Genomic DNA, 17,472 nt, shown 5'->3' on the forward strand with positions numbered 1-17,472 from the left:
GGCATTGCCGATGGCACAGTTGTTTCCGATATCAGTGGACATGATGGCATTCTTCGGCATTCCGGCCTGAATGGCACGCCATGCCTGTCGTGGAGACATGCGTTGTTTTTCGCGTTCGCGTGCGTCTGCATTCCATTGTGTGCCTGGATCATCATCTTCATGATCCATCGACGAAAGCTGCTGCAACCAAGCTGATTTGCGCTGATGGGTTAGTTGTTTGCGCTCGTTGCGACCAACATCTCCTGCATTGGCTCCAAGTTGATCGATGATCTGCTGCGCTACTTGTTTCGCATCTCCACAGATGCCGACCGTGATCTTTTTGGTAAGGCCAATACGGTCTGGGTTGATATCGACCTGAATGATCTTCGCGTCTTTTGGCCAATAATCGATACCGTAGCCGGGTAGGGTGGAAAACGGGTTAAGACGGGTACCAAGTGCCAGAACCACATCGGCCTTGGCGATCAACTCCATCGCTGCTTTCGAGCCATTATAACCAAGCGGCCCTACTGATAGTGGATGGCTACCGGGAAAGGCATCATTATGTTGGTAGCCACAGCAAACTGGTGCATCGAGCTTCTCGGCGAGAGCGATGGATTCCGCGATGGCGCCGCCGATAACAACACCCGCGCCGTTGAGAATAACGGGGAATTTTGCATCTGTAAGAAGCTTTGCGGCCTCCGTAATTGCATCGCGTCCGCCACTCGGTCGCTCGAGCCGTACAATTTGCGGCAGATCTACATCGATCACATGCGTCCAGAAATCACGCGGAATATTTATCTGTGCAGGTGCACAGCCGCGCCACGCCTTCTCGATGACACGGTTTAGCACTTCCGGGATACGGGATGGGTCGCGGACCTCTTCCTGATAGCAGACCATNCGCGCGTATAGCCGTCGCAGATCAGGGCCGCATTGGTCTCGTGCGCGCAATCCCAGAAGGCGATGCCCGCCTTTGGAAACAGGTCGGAAACCGGCATCATCGCAGAGCCGATAATCCCAAATGCATGTTCAATTCCATGCATTTGCAAGACCTTTACGAACGCTTCTTCCGTCGTCATCTTCATGGCGCATACCTTTCGCTTTTATTCAGAGAATTTCGTCTTTCAGGGCATACCAGCGGTACATGGCGCGCTGACCTATGCGCCGGAATGGCGTCAACATGCCGTAGCTCGGTAGTTCTGATGTGAAAATCGGTAGGTCCAGTCCCTGTCCGCGACCGGCCATCAATTGTGCAACTCGACGCCCCGCCTGCGCAGAATACATCACACCATTACCGCCGTAGCCCATGGCGTAATAGATTTCCTGCGTCGGATCGGGGCGGAAGATGCGAGGCATCATGTCATGACTGACATCAACCCAACCCCACCAGGAATAATCGACTTTAATGCCTGCCAATATCGGGAACTTCCGGTAGAGACCTGCGAGCAGCAAGTCATAATGCCGGGGGTTCGACGCATCTGCCCCCGTAATCGCACTGCGACTGCCAATCTGCATTCGCCCATCTGGCAAGAAGCGATAATAGTGGCGAAGTGTTCGGGTATCAGTCAGTGGGATTCCGGTCTTCGGGCCACAGGCGTCGATTTCTTCGGCCGTCAATGGGCGGGTTACCACTGAATTTGATAGTATCGGCATAAGCCGATGACGCGTAAACGGATGGAGCTCAGGCGACGTATAGCCAGCTGTCGCGAAACAAACCTGCCTCGCCTTTACAGTTCCGTTCGGAGTTTGGAGATGAAAAATATTTCCATTTTTGCGGCAGCTCAGCACCGGGCTTGCCACATGCACTTTTGCGCCGAGTTTGCGCGCAAGTTGCAGATAGCCGAAAGCAAGCTTGGCTGCATGTACACCAATGCCATCTGGCTCATACATGGCGCCACACGCTTCCTGATCGCGGATGAAGTCGCTGTGAATTTGATCACGGCTGACCATGCGGGTGCGATAGCCAAATACTTCATTGAGTAAGCGGGATTCTTTCTCCAGCGAAGGGATGACCTTGTCGCGATGCGCAATATATAGATGTCCGCCGTCTTGCGGATCACAGTCAATCTCTGGTTCGGCAATAAGTGCGCGGAAGAGATCGAAACCTTCTGCAATTTCCTTGTGAAGTTTTTTAGCGACGTCCACGCCCCAGCGCTCAATCCATTGCGAGCGTTTAAGCCGTCCCGCAGAGATTTGAGCCTGACCTCCATTGCGGGTACTGCACCCCCACGCAACCCCGTTGGCCTCCAGCACCACTGCTTTAATGCCATGATCGCGGGCGAGATGAATAGCAGCTGACAATCCTGTATATCCGGAACCAACAATGACGACATCAGCGTCGACATCGCCGTGAATGGGGCCGTCATCTTCTGGTGTCGGTCCAGCTGTGCCGATCCAATAAGTCGGTGCGTAGTCTCTGCCTTGACCGGGTGTCTTCGCGACCACCGGATCATAAGCAGGGTCGAATGGCTGCTTGTCGGAACGTTTATTGAGCGTGTGAGTATTCATGTGTCGGTCCTCCAAATCACCGACTGGCACAGGTGAGGCCTATGCAGTCAGCAAAGGCCGGTTTTTGCGGAATGCCTGTTTGCGGACGATCTTGCCGCCCCGCTGCGTAAAGAGATCGCAACCTTCTGCCTCAATGCGTGCACCGTTTGCATCAGTGCCGCGAAACGTCCACTCGGAAACGGCGCGATCTCCGCTCACGAAATGCCGATGACCGTCCCAGCTGGCATCCGACATTGTGGCCCAGACACCGGAAAACGCCTTGGCGATTGCCTCTTTGCCTTCGAGGCGGGTGCCATAAACTTCCTCACCACCAACGGTGTAGAACACGCAATCCTCTGCAAAAAATGTCATGATCGCGTCGATGTCATGTCGGTTAAAGGCGTCGAACAGGTCGGAAAATTGCTTTTCTGTGAGGTGCCCAGCGGACATTCTAATGCTCCTTGATCAATCTGCTACCTGTTCGGAAAATGCGTACAGCTTTCCCGTGGCGCGGCAGGACAGCTGCGCGATTATCGTAGAAGTTGGGGGGGGGGAGTGGTCGGGTTAAACGGTGTCTGTTGCCATCAAATTTTACCCTTCCAAGGAATAAGAACCTTCTCCATATAGCGGATGAGAAGATCGAAGGCGAAAGCGAACACACCTATGACGATGATACCCATGATGACGGTATCACTGGCAAGAAATTGGGCTGCATTGAGCACCATGAAGCCGAGTCCGCGATGGGCTGCTACCATTTCTGCTGCGACCAGCGTCGTCCAACCCACACCAATGCCGATCCGCATACCTGTGAAGATTTCCGGTAGTGCGGCTTTCATGATGACTTGCGTTATTACCTGCGTTCTCGATGCACCCATGGCGTAAGCCGCGTGGATCTGTTCAGTGGAGACAGAGCGAACGCCTGCTCTTGCTGCAATCGCCATTGGAGCGAAGATCGCAAGGAAGATGAGAAACACCTTCGGGAATTCACCGATGCCCAGCCATATGATGATCAGCGGCAAGTAGGCAAGCGGTGGAAGCGGGCGATAGAATTCAATAATCGGGTCAAGTACCCCGCGGCAGAAGCTGCTCATCCCCATCATGATACCGATCGGGATTGCAGTCACACAAGCGATGGCAAAAGCGCCAAGCACACGCCCTAAACTGGCAAGCGTATGTTCCACCAATGTCGAGTTCGCAACACCATCGGTCATGGCAATCACAAATTTATCATAGACTGCGAAGGGAGAAGGTAGAAAAAGCGGTTTCACCCAACCCATGCCCGTCACGAGGAACCAGACCCCCAGCAACAGGAGTGCTGTAACCAAACTGATGAAGCCACTGTTTCCGTCACCCGGAGCGCCGTAGACTTTACCGGGCTTGACTGGCCGTGCCCGAGTAAAAAACTCAAGCATGGGCCAGTTCCGGGTTTCCTGATGCACGTTCATCGCCATAGATAATCCCCAGAATTGTCTCACGCATCTTGATAAAGTCGGGACTGGATTTAACGACGCGCGCGTCACCGCATTCCAGAAAGCGCCGGTTAAAGTCCAGATCGTAAGTGTGAGTGATCCGTCCCGGGCGCGGCGACATGACAATGAGCCGCGAACCAAGAAACAAAGCTTCTTCGACGCTGTGAGTGATAAAGAAGAACATTTTATTGGTAACTTGCCATACCCGCAAAAGTAGTTCCTGGATGGTCTCACGAGTAAGAGCATCCAGTGCTGCCATCGGCTCATCCATAAGCAGCATGGCAGGATCGCAAGTGAGAGCACGAGCAATACCAACACGCTGCTGCATCCCGCCTGACAGTTGATAGATCTTGTGGTTGTGAAACTCTTGCAGACCGACCAGTGCTAGGTTTTTGGCAGCGCGCTCGCGGCGCTCCGCTTTAGGTACACCCTGAAGCTTAAGCCCAAACTCCGTATTATCGACCACATTGAGCCAGGGGAGAAGTGCGTGCTTTTGAAAGACAACCCCTCTGTCTGCGCCTGGCCCGCGAACAAGCCGCCCGCCTAGGGTGATCTCTCCCGCTGAGGGGATCATAAACCCAGCCATCAGATTGAGCAGAGTGGTTTTTCCACAACCAGACGCGCCAAGTGCTACGACAAAATCGCCGCTGTCGATCTGTAGATTGACGCCCTTGAGTGCAATCACGGCTTCTTCCACATACAGACCCGGATAGGTCAAACTGACATTCGATACGTTCAAGGTTTCCATAACGTCGCCTTTTGGGAACGAAGGAGTGGCCCCGGCAATACGGATCAATTGCAAACTTGAATTTGCAAAGTTGCGCGGAACCAGCTCAGTTCAACGACGGAGTCAAGCAGCCGTCGCTGGCGGAGTCGCTTGAATTACTTCACGTAATTACTTTGCGGCGGTTTCGGCAAAACTGCCATTTACATTGCCGCTATAATCATCCAGCGCTTTGTCTAGTTGTTTCTGATCAACAAGAAATTTCGCACTCTGAGTGATGGACTTCAGCGCACCGCTTTCTTTGCCTCCACCGAGCCAGGTCGGAGAAGCCTGTTCCTCCGCTGTCGGGAAAGACAACAGTTTGAGTGCGTCTGGTATGTCAGCAGCATTGCCACCGATTAGTTTGACCATACCTTTGACCTGCGCGGAATCTGCCGTCCATTGGTTGCCATTGGCCTTATAGTCCGCATAAGCATCCTTCAGTACTGTCGTGAAGGCGGTCATGAACTTAGGGTTTTCACTGGCGAAGTTTTTGTCCACCACAAGTCCGTCAAAAGTGGGTACGCTTTTCTCGCCTACTTCTTCGGAATTGGCGATTTCCTTGCCGGTTTTAAGAATTTCGGACAGTGCAGGCGGCCAGACATATGCCGCATCGATATCGCCGCGCTGCCATGCAGCAACAATCTGCGGCGGTGTCATGTTCAGAATTTCTGCATCACGCGGATTGATCTTCCAGATATCGCTCATGCCAACGAGGAGATGAAAATGCGAGGTGGAGACGAATGGTACACCGATCTTCTTACCCTTCAAGTCTTCCGGCTTTTCAATGCCGGAGCCCTCGCGCGCGACAAGTGCTTCCGATTTACCGATATTGTCGAGAATCCAGAAAAGCTCAAGCTCGACACCGCGTGTCGATGCTGCCGCGATACCCGTTGAACCGATCACGCCTATTGGCACGTTGCCGGACGCAAGTGCGGTAGAAATATCGCCGCCCGAAGCAAATTGTCGCCAGTCGATCTTATATCCAGCTTCTTTGGCCGCCGCGTCAAACTTCCCGTCTGCAATTGCAGTGAGAAATGGTCCGACGATTTGCTGATAGCCGACCACAACCGTGGTTTCAGCATAGGCTGCAGTTGTTGAAAACGCAGCAACAGCTGAAAATAATACCACCCGTTTTATGCTAGTAGAATAATTCATGGAGTTCCCCTTCCATTTTAAGAACCATGCCTGACTTTGTCATGACTGCTGGCGTTTTCCGCCAATCTTCAGTTCCGCACACAAACGATAGCCATGTCAGCAATTTTGACTTATATCCAGTTTGAATAGTCAATAAGTCCAGATTGCTGACTGAGATTCCTTCACCATGAAATCCCGGCTAGAATGCACTTTACAATCCAAAATTTTTTATTGGGAGAAATAGAAAGAAGAAACACTATTGTTGAGTTGGAACGAGATGCTGAAGAGCGATGTGATTTTCAGTATATTTGCTGATTTACTAATGGAGTGAGGCCTTGGGTTCTGTCTCGCCGACGATTTTCTTCATTGATGGCTTTCGAAGTACCGGATTACAGTCTCAAATTCGGGAAACAACAGTATCCGCTATTCTTTCTGGTGCTATCTTGCCCGGAGCGCGTATGCCGTCGACGCGAGGACTAGCAGATTATCTGAAAATATCGCGACTTACGGTTACATTGGCTTATCAGGAGCTTGTTTCGCAGGGCTATCTTGAAGTGCATTCGAGGAGTGCTTATCACGTAGCTATAGCACCTCCGATCAGTCGCCCAGATGAAGATTTTTTGCAGACGCCAAATACAGCGGTAGATTGGTCCTCCAAACTGCGGCCCGGTTTCAATATAGCGAAGACAATTCGAAAGCCTCTGGATTGGCGACGCTATCGTTACCCTTTTCTTTACGGGCAGATGGACCAGACATTATTTGATCTGGCTGCTTGGCGCGATTGCGCTCGTCGGGCCTTGGCGCGCGAGGATTTCATCCTTATGGCTGGCGACTTTGCAGCTGCTGACGATGTTGAACTCGTAAACTACATTAGGTCCCGTACTCTACCGAGCCGAGGTATCCGTGCAGAGCACGATGAAATATTGGTTACGGTTGGTGCGCAAAATGCACTTTGGATTATCAGTCATTTGCTTTTGACAAATCGCTCGCATGTCGTCTGCGAAAATCCAGGGCACCCTGATATTAGTGCGACACTTCATTTGACCGGAGCACAAGTAACTGCACTGAATGTTGATGAAGGTGGCTTGCCACCGGAATTGCTTCCGAATGGTATCGATGCAGTCTTTGTAACGCCGAGCCATCAGTCGCCAACCGCTGCGACAATGCCGCGAGCAAGGCGCATTTCTCTTCTGGAAGCAGCCGCAGAACGTGATTTCGTCATAGTCGAGGACGATTATGAATTCGAGATGAGCTTTCTTCAACCCCCGACACCCGCACTGAAATCGCTCGATCGATATGGCCGTGTTCTTTATGTAGGAAGCTTTTCAAAATCATTGTTTCCGGGCTTACGGCTCGGATATCTTGTGGCACCAGCGCCCGTTATTCGTGAAGCAAGAGCTTTGCGTGCACTGATGTTGCGGCACCCCCCGGGGCATTTGCAGCGAACCGCCGCTTATTTCCTAGCACTTGGCCATTACGATGCGGTTATTCATCGGATGCGTATTGAGTATCACAAACGCCATATAGTTATGATTGACGCGCTTGAACGTGAAGGTTTAAAGATTGCAGGTAAATCGGGTTTTGGCGGGACTGCCTTCTGGATAGAAGGCCCAGAAGGCATGGATGCCGACAAACTGGCACGCGATCTGCGCGAGGATGGTGTGCTCATCGAATCCGGTGCGCCATTCTTCTGGAGCGATGACAGGCCGTGTCGCTATTTCCGTATCGCGTATTCTTCCATTCCCATCAATCGCATCGCCGACGGTATTAAGCTCCTTGCCTCTCGAATGCGGCAAAACTCTTAGCCTAGCCTGGTTTTGGGGCCAGCCTCGTTCGTCGATACATGTCCATCCAGAGCTTTCAATCTCAGACCATAACAAGCTCTATGAACTTCGTGACTTGCTCTTTATCGATTGAAGGCCGATTGTTAATTCCGAAATGTTCACAAAATGAGGCTAGCAAGTTATGGCCATTATTAAAGCTTTTACGTCTATTGGCACCGTTATGGTGCTATCATTCACATTGGCCGGCTGCGTAAGTGAGTCATACTCATACGATGGCTATAGAGATTACGGCCCTTCGTACGGTGGGTACTACTCGGGATCAGCCATTACTTACCGTAATAACCCGAGATATGATTCACGATATTATCGTGATCGTCGCTACTACCGCTCAGATAGATGGCGAAATGACTCAGGTCGCCCAAGGCCCGAGCGTCGAGATGATTATGCCCGGCCTCCTGTGCAAAGACCAATTCAACGACCGGAACAGGTTCAGCGACCCGAGCAGCCTCGCGTTGTTGCGCCAAGAGGAAATGAACCAGGTTACACGCAATATTCGAATGGCATGCGTATTATAAAAAGAGAGTCGCAGAACTGAACTAAGCTGGCGATGACCAGAATATCTACAAACAACTATTTTTAGATGCTCTTGTTCAAAAAGCCCATCCGTAATTTATGTCATTACGGATGGGGTCCTATTACTCACTAAAGTTTAAAAACGAACGCGGAAGCCCAGAGTGCCCTTGTAGCTGTAACTGTCGGCGAAGCTCTGGAGGCTGGTATTGATCGAACCTTCGCCATAGATCGAATATTTATCACTGTTCCAGTTGTAGCTGCCACCTAAACCGATTCCGCCCCATAGACGTTCGTTCTGGCTGGCAAAACTCGTGCCGGAAACATCAACCTTTGTCTCTTCCAGGAACTCATAGTAGAGGTTTGCTATACCGTAGAGATAGGTTCTATCGATAAGACCATTGGCATTGTACCAAGAGTTCTGACGCTCAACAGATAGACCAATCCTGCCTTGGAGGCTCTCTCCGCGGTCGAGACTGACGCGGGCGTTGAAAGCATCGTTAAAGCTGTCGAAATTTATATTCGAATAAGTGAGCTGAGCCTGCGGGGTTACGGACCAACTCTGATCAATCGAAATGCGCTTACCGCTTTCCGCAGAGAAGGCATAGCCAAAGCCGTTATTGCTGTCCACCAATCCCATATTAGCGAGATTAGACGTCAGATCGCTATCATACCATGTTACCCGTGCCTGACCATCAAGATAGAAGCCGTTATCACCATACCAGGTGAGGGTTCCGCCAAAACCATAGCCATCTGTCGAGATATCGCCATTGCCATAGAGTGAGCTTGTCTTTGCTTTACCATGGGCATAATGGACACTCATGCCGCCGATCAACTTGCCGCTTTCTGTTTCGGCCAACATGCCGTCAAGTCCGGCTTGCAGTTTGAGTGTGTTGAAGCTGTAGTCCGTTCCGGAAGTTGAGAAACGCGGGTCGGAATTTGTATGAGCACCTTCAATGCGCCCCCATACTCCATTCCCCTCAATCAGAGAGCCAGCGTCTTGTGCTGGGGCATAGGGAGAACCAACCGGGTCAGCACCTTCTGCAAGCATAATATTCCCGGCATTACTCCAGTACCGGTTACCTACACGCTGTTGCATTGTTGGTAAGCCGTTTAGACCTAGAAGAAGCTGCGGATAGGCTTCATAACTCGGAACACCAGGCTGATATAGCGGGACTTCTTCGCCATCATCACCGTCGCCTCCGCCGGTTATTCCACCACCACCCGTTGGATCTTTGATCGTAGAACGCAGATACCAGTCGCCGTCATTCGGGTTAGATTTTCCGTTTTTGTAGAGCTGATAAGCATAAGCACCACCAACTACAGCAGGCGCTCCCTGGAATTGATAATCACCAAGTAGCGTGAACGTGGCGTTAGATGCACCAGTAATATCGACGATTTTGATACCTTCAACAGTCTGAGCACCACTTCCGCCGACATTCTTGACTGAAAGAACACCGCTTCCGCTTGTATTATCACCAATCAAAAGCCGATCGGTGATTGAACTGTCGTTGCCTAGCACCGTTCCGATTAGAACCGTACCGCCATTCGCGGTATAGTTGCCGGTGACGGTCAGCGTCGTACCTGGGTTCGGGCCAAGATCAACGATTCCGGAGTTGTTCAATGTTTTAAGTGACTGATTAAAGTCATTAAGAGCCAGAGTTCCCGTTTGTGCGACTTCAAAATCCGAATTGGAACTAAAAATGTTCGTTGCACCTGCTGCGAGTGTCCCAGCTTCGACAGAGGTCGTACCAGTATAAGTGCTCTGCTTGTTGAGAACTGTTACACCGGTACCGATCTGACGGACATTACCCGCGCCGGAAATTACACTGTCAAAGCTAAGTGCGTCAGATCTGTTGAATGCCAAAGTACCGTTATTGGCTATGTCGCCAACGATTGACCCTGACGTCCCTCCATCGCCGAGCTGAAGTAACCCCGATGCAATAGTGGTGCCACCTGAGTAGGCTCCTGTGCCAGTGAGAACAAGCGCACCTTCGCCCGTTTTGATCAGTGACCCGGTTCCGGCAATACTTCCCTGTTGTGCGAGTGTCGTACCTGTATCCGTTTCAATCGTCGCATTACCAGCACCGATGGTCGTGGAGCGATTCATTGAGATGTCAGCAGTTGAATGAAGTGTGCCGCCATCAATGCTAAGTTGACCAGATGCAGATCCCAGATTTGCGTCAGACGCGATCTGAACAACCCCTGCACTAATGGCTGTTCCGCCTGCATAAGTGTTGGTGCCATTCAGTACGAGCGTGCCCGTGCCGATCTTCGTCAAATTGCCGTCACCGGTCACAATACCATCGTAATCTAACTTCGTTGCGTTGGTCGTTTCGATTGTGCCACCAGCGGATTGCAGTTCAGTCGCCCGGTCGATTGTAAAGTCGGCTGTCGTTCGCAACGTGCCGCCATTAAAAGATACGTTGCCCGCTGCATCACCCAAATTACTGTTCTCTGCGACCTGAAGCACGCCGCCATTGATTGCGGTGCCCCCTGCATAGGTATTGGATGTTCCAAGGATAAGTGTGCCAAGATCAGTTTTGGTAAGTTGGGTATTTCCAGTGAGAACAGAGTTGATGGTAGCAGTGTAATCCACACCAGCTGCTGTACCATCGCCCACACGGATGATCGATGATGGCGAACCCACCAGCGTTATAGCATCACCGGTAATTACATAACCGTTGCTCGCGAACTGCATGCCTGATGCACGAACATTACCTGCACTGTTGTCAACTGTGACGGTTCCTGCCGTTGCCATGAAAATTGCAAACGCGTCATCCAGATATGGCGCATTGATCGCTCCGGTTGGCTCGGTCCAATTGATGTTGGCTCCACCCGAGCCCGAACTCTGCCATGTGCCGGTTCCGCCATTGACTGCACCATTTCCGATTGCGCCATTTGATGCAGGCCAGACATCCCAATAGGTCAGGTTCAACCCACTCGTGTTGACCAGATTGACCTGGTTGGCAACTGCCGTCTGAACGTAATAACCGCTAGCTGGGATAGTTCCGATTGTCAGACCATTATCAGTCAGCGTGCCGTCATAGCTGATAACGCGATAAACGCCTGGGTCAAACGACCCGCCGGGGGTAGCGACGACGTTGATTGTGCCGTCGAGGTTCAGATTTCCCTTAACTGTGGTGAGGTCGTTGAGAGGCCCACCGACCACGTTGGCTTGCCCGAAACTATATTCAAGCATTGAGCCGCTGCTTAGAGCGAGATCGCCGTTAACTGTGAGTTCTCCCGGTGCATCTCCAGCCCGACCTGGCGCAAGAGTGCCACCATTTTGCAAGGTAACATTGCCACCAATCGTACCTACACCACCGATCGTGGCGTCGTTCTCTACACTTGTTGGACCTGTCGCAGCGCTTTGATCGCCATTTACATAAAGCGCACCGCCAGTTACCGTCGTTGTATCACTATATGTATTGGCACCCTCAAGGTTCAACACACCAGCGCCTGTTTTGCTGAACCCGCCCGTGCCAGTAATGACTTGTGTGACGTTGGTCGTATTGCCATTGGTATCGAACGTGCCGCCACCGGCGTTTAGAACAATCGCACGGCTGTTTGCTAGATCAAAGGAAGAGTCGAAACGCAAAGCTCCGCCGTCAAATGTGAGGCCGCCATTCGCATTGCCAAGCGCGCTGTCAGCTGAAACAGCAATTGTACCTTCATTAATCCGTGTGCCGCCGGAATAAGTGTTTCCAGCCACCGTTGCCGGTGTCAAGGTAAGAACGCCTGTCCCTGTCTTTTCAACTGCGCCGGAGCCAACTATTTGACCGGTATAAGTGCCATCATCAGGCTGGGTGAAGCGAACAAGGCCATCATTCTGTACGTTGTTGATGTTGTTCACTGCGATGGTTTTAACTGGAAGGCTTTGCGCACGCGCTTCAAGCACACCATCTGGACGAACAATCACATTGCCAGTGTAATCGAGATTGTTGCCTGTCAGAGCCAGCGTTCCGTCGTTTACCGTAACAGTGGTAAATCCGGATAAGCTGCCGCTTACAGTCCATAGGCCGTCACCGTTTTTAGTCAAAGTGGTAAAATTTCTAAGTGCGCCTGCGAGTGTGTCGCTCGACCCTGAAATACCTTGAAGAATAAGGTCGTTAATACCACCGCCGCCGTTGATGTTACCCGTAACGACAGAGTTTGGTTCAAAAGTCAGTGTATCGTTGCCGCCTGCAAAGCTCAGATCGCCAATTACCTGAGCGCCAGTCCGGTTGATAAAGTTGATGCCAGCGCCGCCATTGGTGCCGATCACGCTGCCGCCGCCCAATTTTTGTATCGTTCCGTAATTGTCTACGGTATTTTTAGCGCCAATCGTTTGATCTTCGAACCAGATAGCGGCGCTGCTTTGACCCTGAATAAGACCACGATTGATAATCGTATTTCCAAAACCATGAACATTCACGGCTTCCGCACGAGTATTCGTGCCGTTTGAAATGACCTGTCCACCTTGTTCAATAATAAGCTGACCATTGCTGCCGAACTCAATTGTATTCGGCCCGGTACCGAACAAACCGGCCCCTGAAGGGTTAGACGTATTCGTAACACTGCCACCGTTTCGAACGGTAATAATACCGCCATCCCCAATACTTATAGCGTTTGAATTAGTTGTATTAATTTGCGCGCCGGACTGTACTTCCACAGATTTGTTATTGTCTGTACGCCCTGTTCCAACAGTAGCGGTCCACGTCGAAGGTGCGGCTGATGAGCATACCGTCGAGCTACCTGTAGTAGTACAGGCAGCGAGAGCTTGGGTCGGAACAATGAAAAGCGCTGTGGGAAGAAAGACAGTGAAGGCGAACGCGGAACAAGTGGAAAGAAGGGCGTATTTCCGGTGCAACATGCCGTACTCCTGAATCAGCTAATTTATAATTAGCTAACACAACCCAATACAATTTGGGGTAGCATATATGCAACATAGGGTAAGGTTTTTGCGATTGCGCGATTTTAAGTTGTGAAACCTTAGCGTTCCGGTTCAGTGCGGTATCAATTTTAAATAGTGCGTTCTGAGCGCATAAGATATTGGCATGGTTTATACCGGAAAAGGCGCTCCGCATTTGTTTCTACTACGGTATGATTTTGCAGCATAATCGCAATAACTTGCGTGGTTTTTGCGTTTATCGCTTCGGCCACCGATAACTCTCCCAGTATCACAAGTGCCGACGCTATAGGCGCAGAACCTTTCAATGTCGGACAGGCGACAATCGCGCTTGATGCGGAATTTAACTCGTCGGAGACTACACGGAAACTAATCCTACCCAAAGATCGAATTGGGCCAAATAACCACCATGACCGAGCTGGGGCTGTGCTTGTGCCACCGGCGTCAGGCAGCCTAAGGTAAGATGGCCAGCCAGATACTCAAATGCTTGCCATCGGCATCAACGCAAGCTCAAATATTGGTTTGAAAATTGGCAGCCTACTCGGAATTGCTGGCAATGACGGGGAGCAAAGGGAAAGGTGTATGCCACTTAAGCCGTGTCCAGTACGATCAAGGCAGAAGACACAGATCACCACGGCATTTTCGTCTAAAGTCAAAGTGGTAAAGCAGATCATGGTGGTTGTAAGCTTTTCGCCAGAGGCGGTGGTTCAAGTGATAAATAACCGGTAAATACTGTATTCTGATCTAAATCTCACCGCACAAAACCCATAAGTGGCTTATAAGCCTTATACGATTGGCTTTCGAAACCCTTCATTTAACTGGAGATTTAAATGATCAAGCTTGTTACGTTCACGTCCGTAGCCGTTACTATACTTTATACATCGGCGTTGGCGTCTGAGGTGAGCTCTATTGATGCTGTGACTCTGTCTTCAGGTGGCGTCGCGGAAATATCCAGAAAGCCTGTGGTTTCGAGTGATGGTAAGGTAGAAATCGAGGTTCCACTTGCTCAGGTTGATGACGTACTGAAAAGCTTGGTCCTTAAGGGTGGAAAGGGCGAGATTAAGAATATCTCTCTCGCTGGTCCAAGCCCGCTTGACGAGACTTTCAAGCAGCTTCCTTTTAAACAATCAGATTTGTCATCGGTTTCCAGCTTGCTGTCCTCAATTTCTGGTACTTCGGTAAGCGTCTCAAGCAATGGAAAGACTGTGAGAGGCAAAGTTTTGGGCGTAGAAACTGGTGCTATCGCCGACGGTGCAAAATTCTATCAGCTGACTGTGTTGGATCAAGATGAGAAGATCCAGACAATCAAACTTGGGGAAGATACTTCATTCACTGTCGATGATGCTGAAATGAAATCTAAGATTTTGGGCGCTGCAGCGTCCATCGAACGAAGTAAAAGTGATGGCTCACGTCGTATTCGGATTGCAGTCAGTGATCTCTCGGACACGGATACCCGTTTAGCTTATGTTGTTGCTTCCCCCATCTGGAAGACAGCCTATAGAGTTCTGACGCTACCTGACGGTAAAGCGCGGCTGCAGGCTTGGGCTGTATTAGAAAATGCGAGTGGCGAAGATTGGAAAGATGTTAAATTAACCCTGACATCTGCTGATCCTGTTACATTGAAGCAGCGTTTACACCAGATTTACTGGAAGGAGCGGGCGGAGGTCGCTGTAAATACAGCAACCGTTAATGCGTTCGAGGCGGACACTGGCAACCTGAATAACCGGCTGCGATCAATGCCTGCGAGTGAAAAAGCAGCAGTATTTGAGAATGATGAGCAGATGATGGATATGGCTCGTGTCCCGGCTCCTGCCATTAGTGGTTATGGCGGCAGTTCTGCGGCGGGAAGTCAGAACAGTGCAGTTGCGGCGGCCTCGGAGCATGATACGAGTGCGAGCTTCGCCCTGCCGGGTACATTCGATCTGACAAACGGCGACAGTTTGTCAGTACCAATAGCTGATGCGCAAATTGATGCTGAGATGGTTTCAATTTATCGTAGTGGCAACAACAGCGTCCACCCAATTGCCGCTATAATGCTGAAAAATTCATCCGACAATAGTTTGCCGGGTGGGATACTGACTGTTTACGACAGCCAGGCTGGTTATGTTGGAGATGCAGAGCTCTTAAGCCTTCCAAAGGATGATACTCGAATTGCGGCCTTTGCAACGGATCGCAAGGTGACGGTAACGCAAGAGCAGGAACCAACGAGACAGATCAACGATATAAAAGTGGTGGATGGCATCGCTCACATCTCGGAAAAGCTGCGTGAAACTACCACTTATCGCATCTCTGGTGCGCTGGATGGCGACAGAACAGTTGTCATCGAACATCCTAGTCGGGATGGCTGGTCTTTCTCTTCAGGTGCCGAAAGTGGAAGAACTGTATCCCATCGCCGTTTGAAAGCTTCCGTTAAAGCAGGGCAGGAGCGGTCTGTCGTTGCTGTGGATGAGCGAATTCAAAATGAACGCTATGGGTTAATTGATATCGATCCCGCTACACTTGTCAGCTGGTCCTCATCTGCCGCTGATAAGAATGTGGCGGACAAATTTACCAAACTTGCGAAAGCGCAACGGGAGAAAGTTGAAAAAGAGCGGCAACTTCAGAGTTCTGAGGAAAAGCTCCAGTCTCTTCAAGATGAACAAAATCGCATTCGCCAAAATATTGCAGCCGTACCGGAGAACAGCGATTTGAAAGGTAAATATCTTGCGATGCTTGATGAGAGCGAGACATCGATTGCGGAGGTGTTGAAAAAAAGAGAAACAGATCAGGCCGAAATTGATCGCTTCTCCCGAGACCTAAGAGAGCAGGTCCGAAATTTTTAAACCGCTCAGATCATCAGTGTATGTTTTGACGGTAGATCGCAAAGAATATGATCGCCATTAATGCGCCAATAGCGGCGAGCAGAAATGCTCGTCGTGCAGAAAAAGTATCTTTACTAATCATGCCGGTTACGGCGGCAATCGATGTCCATAAGATCAAGAAAGCCCAGAGTAGCAACGTGTAGACTGGCTTGGACAAATCATAGCCACCTCCACCAATGGAGGGTGAAGTGGGCGGGGTTGGGTTTAGCAACCAGTTAAGTGCGCCTGTCACCAAAACAAAAATGGCTATCCATATGTAGAATAGGCGTTTTGGCATCGTGTAAGGCTCGCTTCTGAAAACAGGGCACAGGATACACAAAAAGTCCGAGTTCAATAGGAAAAAGATCGACATTGGTCTTAATATCAAAAGTACATAATTCGACGGTCCTCATATAATGTCTAAAGAAATGGCCTGCCGATCAATGTGGCCAGAAGACTGGCCAGCACTTGCCTTTGAAAAACAAGTTCACGGTCAAATCGGTCCGGCCATCAGCCACAATGAAGCACAGTTAATATTGACACGGTATATGCGAGCGAGCTCGACGAAAGCTGAATGAACGGTCCATATGCGGCGCAAGCAAATCGACAAGGTTCACCGGTCCGAGGATGGCAGTTGCACCAGCCGTCGCAAGAGCGCAGAACGCGATGACGCCTCCTCTTGTAATGCAAATACCTACTCGTGCTTCATACCATGAGTACGCCGGCTCCTGGTCATCTCGATGGAGACTGGATTTTCCGGATCGTTTTGCAAGCGGATCACCAGAACAATCGCCTCATTGAGTAATCGTTTAATGACGACGTCGATTTCATAGGGGCTAAATCTAATGGGTTTATTCGATCAGTTGGAAATTCAATCGAGTTGAATATCCAACACTCTTTCGATCATTTCTGTTGCAAGTTTCACAAACATATCTGTGTTCTCGCGCGTTAAATCGAGGCAGGCTTCGATCCATATACCGTCCAGTATGGCATGCACGCAAATGGCGGCGCGTTCAATTTCTACAGGTGTGAGCGCTCGTTCTTCAGCTTTGAAAACTTCGGCGAGAAGCGGTTCAGTCGCCTGGCGGAGATTGGCGTAGCTTTCATCACGCACTGCCGTGATCAAAGGGTCGACGCGATTCTGGCTGATGAAGGTCGCCCAGAGCGATAACATTCTATAATCCGACGCCTGACCTTCAAGTGTTGCTTTGATGAATTGCAAGAGCCGCTGATGTGGCGTTCCTTCGTTTCCTCCCAGTATTTCCATACTAGATGCAGTGATCAACTCCATCGTCCTGCGATAGGCTTCGATGATGAGATTAGCTTTGTTTTCAAAATGATGGCGGATCAGCCCGTTCGTCACGCCCGCGCGCGCCGCAACCGCGCGCACGGTCGTCGCCTGAATGCCAAGCTCGGATATGCACTCCAATGTCGCTTCAATCAACTCGCGACGGCGTTCGCTTTCCGGGGCACGTTTGAACAGGCTCGGCATGAAACTAAGATTCTCCTTCGGAGGTTTATGTCGCACGTATGATCACAAAGGCAAAGTAGGGAT

General features: G+C 50.6%; 10 protein-coding genes and 1 pseudogene. 2 read left to right on the top strand and 9 right to left on the bottom strand.

The window, feature by feature from the left end:
- From CEV34_RS21160 to tauA, 6 genes and pseudogenes are all read right to left on the bottom strand, one after another.
- Positions 1-1,061: pseudogene (locus CEV34_RS21160) on the bottom strand (thiamine pyrophosphate-binding protein); the annotation flags it as partial.
- 22 nt (positions 1,062-1,083) lie between these two features.
- A complete protein-coding gene (locus tag CEV34_RS21165; protein WP_007879916.1) occupies positions 1,084-2,484 on the bottom strand; it encodes an NAD(P)/FAD-dependent oxidoreductase in 1,401 nt (466 codons plus the stop codon).
- A 39-nt stretch (positions 2,485-2,523) separates the two neighbouring features.
- Positions 2,524-2,913: a nuclear transport factor 2 family protein gene (locus CEV34_RS21170; RefSeq protein WP_007879911.1), complete on the bottom strand. Its 390-nt coding sequence runs from the start codon at positions 2,911-2,913 to the stop codon at positions 2,524-2,526.
- Positions 2,914-3,047: 134 nt separating this feature from the next.
- Positions 3,048-3,875: an ABC transporter permease subunit gene (locus CEV34_RS21175; RefSeq protein WP_007879908.1), complete on the bottom strand. Its 828-nt coding sequence runs from the start codon at positions 3,873-3,875 to the stop codon at positions 3,048-3,050.
- Positions 3,868-4,680 carry a taurine ABC transporter ATP-binding protein gene (locus tag CEV34_RS21180; protein ID WP_007879906.1) on the bottom strand — a complete coding sequence of 271 codons (813 nt, stop codon included), beginning with the start codon at positions 4,678-4,680 and terminating at the stop codon, positions 3,868-3,870. The genes CEV34_RS21175 and CEV34_RS21180 overlap by 8 nt, the downstream gene beginning before the upstream one ends.
- A gap of 147 nt (positions 4,681-4,827) precedes the next feature.
- A complete protein-coding gene (gene tauA, locus CEV34_RS21185; protein WP_039860927.1) occupies positions 4,828-5,853 on the bottom strand; it encodes a taurine ABC transporter substrate-binding protein in 1,026 nt (341 codons plus the stop codon).
- A 314-nt stretch (positions 5,854-6,167) separates the two neighbouring features.
- Here tauA and pdxR point away from each other — a divergent pair, with 314 nt between their 5' ends.
- A complete protein-coding gene (gene pdxR / locus CEV34_RS21190) occupies positions 6,168-7,637 on the top strand; it encodes a MocR-like pyridoxine biosynthesis transcription factor PdxR (RefSeq protein ID WP_039860926.1) in 1,470 nt (489 codons plus the stop codon).
- Between the two features lie 688 nt (positions 7,638-8,325).
- On the opposite strand, the gene CEV34_RS21200 is transcribed toward pdxR, so the two are convergent.
- Positions 8,326-12,711 carry an autotransporter outer membrane beta-barrel domain-containing protein gene (locus CEV34_RS21200; protein ID WP_007879901.1) on the bottom strand — a complete coding sequence of 1,462 codons (4,386 nt, stop codon included), beginning with the start codon at positions 12,709-12,711 and terminating at the stop codon, positions 8,326-8,328.
- Positions 12,712-13,907: 1,196 nt separating this feature from the next.
- On the opposite strand from CEV34_RS21200, the gene CEV34_RS21210 reads away from it, so the two are divergent.
- Entirely contained in the window at positions 13,908-15,899 is a 1,992-nt protein-coding gene (locus tag CEV34_RS21210; RefSeq protein ID WP_007879898.1) for a DUF4139 domain-containing protein, read from the top strand.
- A gap of 13 nt (positions 15,900-15,912) precedes the next feature.
- Here the strand turns inward: CEV34_RS21210 and CEV34_RS21215 are convergent, their stop codons facing one another.
- Positions 15,913-16,215: a hypothetical protein gene (locus CEV34_RS21215; protein WP_039860932.1), complete on the bottom strand. Its 303-nt coding sequence runs from the start codon at positions 16,213-16,215 to the stop codon at positions 15,913-15,915.
- Positions 16,216-16,788: 573 nt separating this feature from the next.
- Positions 16,789-17,409, bottom strand: coding sequence for a TetR/AcrR family transcriptional regulator (locus CEV34_RS21220; RefSeq protein WP_007879894.1), 621 nt, complete (start codon positions 17,407-17,409; stop codon positions 16,789-16,791).
- Positions 17,410-17,472 lie beyond the last annotated feature (63 nt).

This window comes from Brucella pseudogrignonensis (assembly GCF_002252525.1).
In the GTDB taxonomy this organism is placed as follows: domain Bacteria; phylum Pseudomonadota; class Alphaproteobacteria; order Rhizobiales; family Rhizobiaceae; genus Brucella; species Brucella pseudogrignonensis.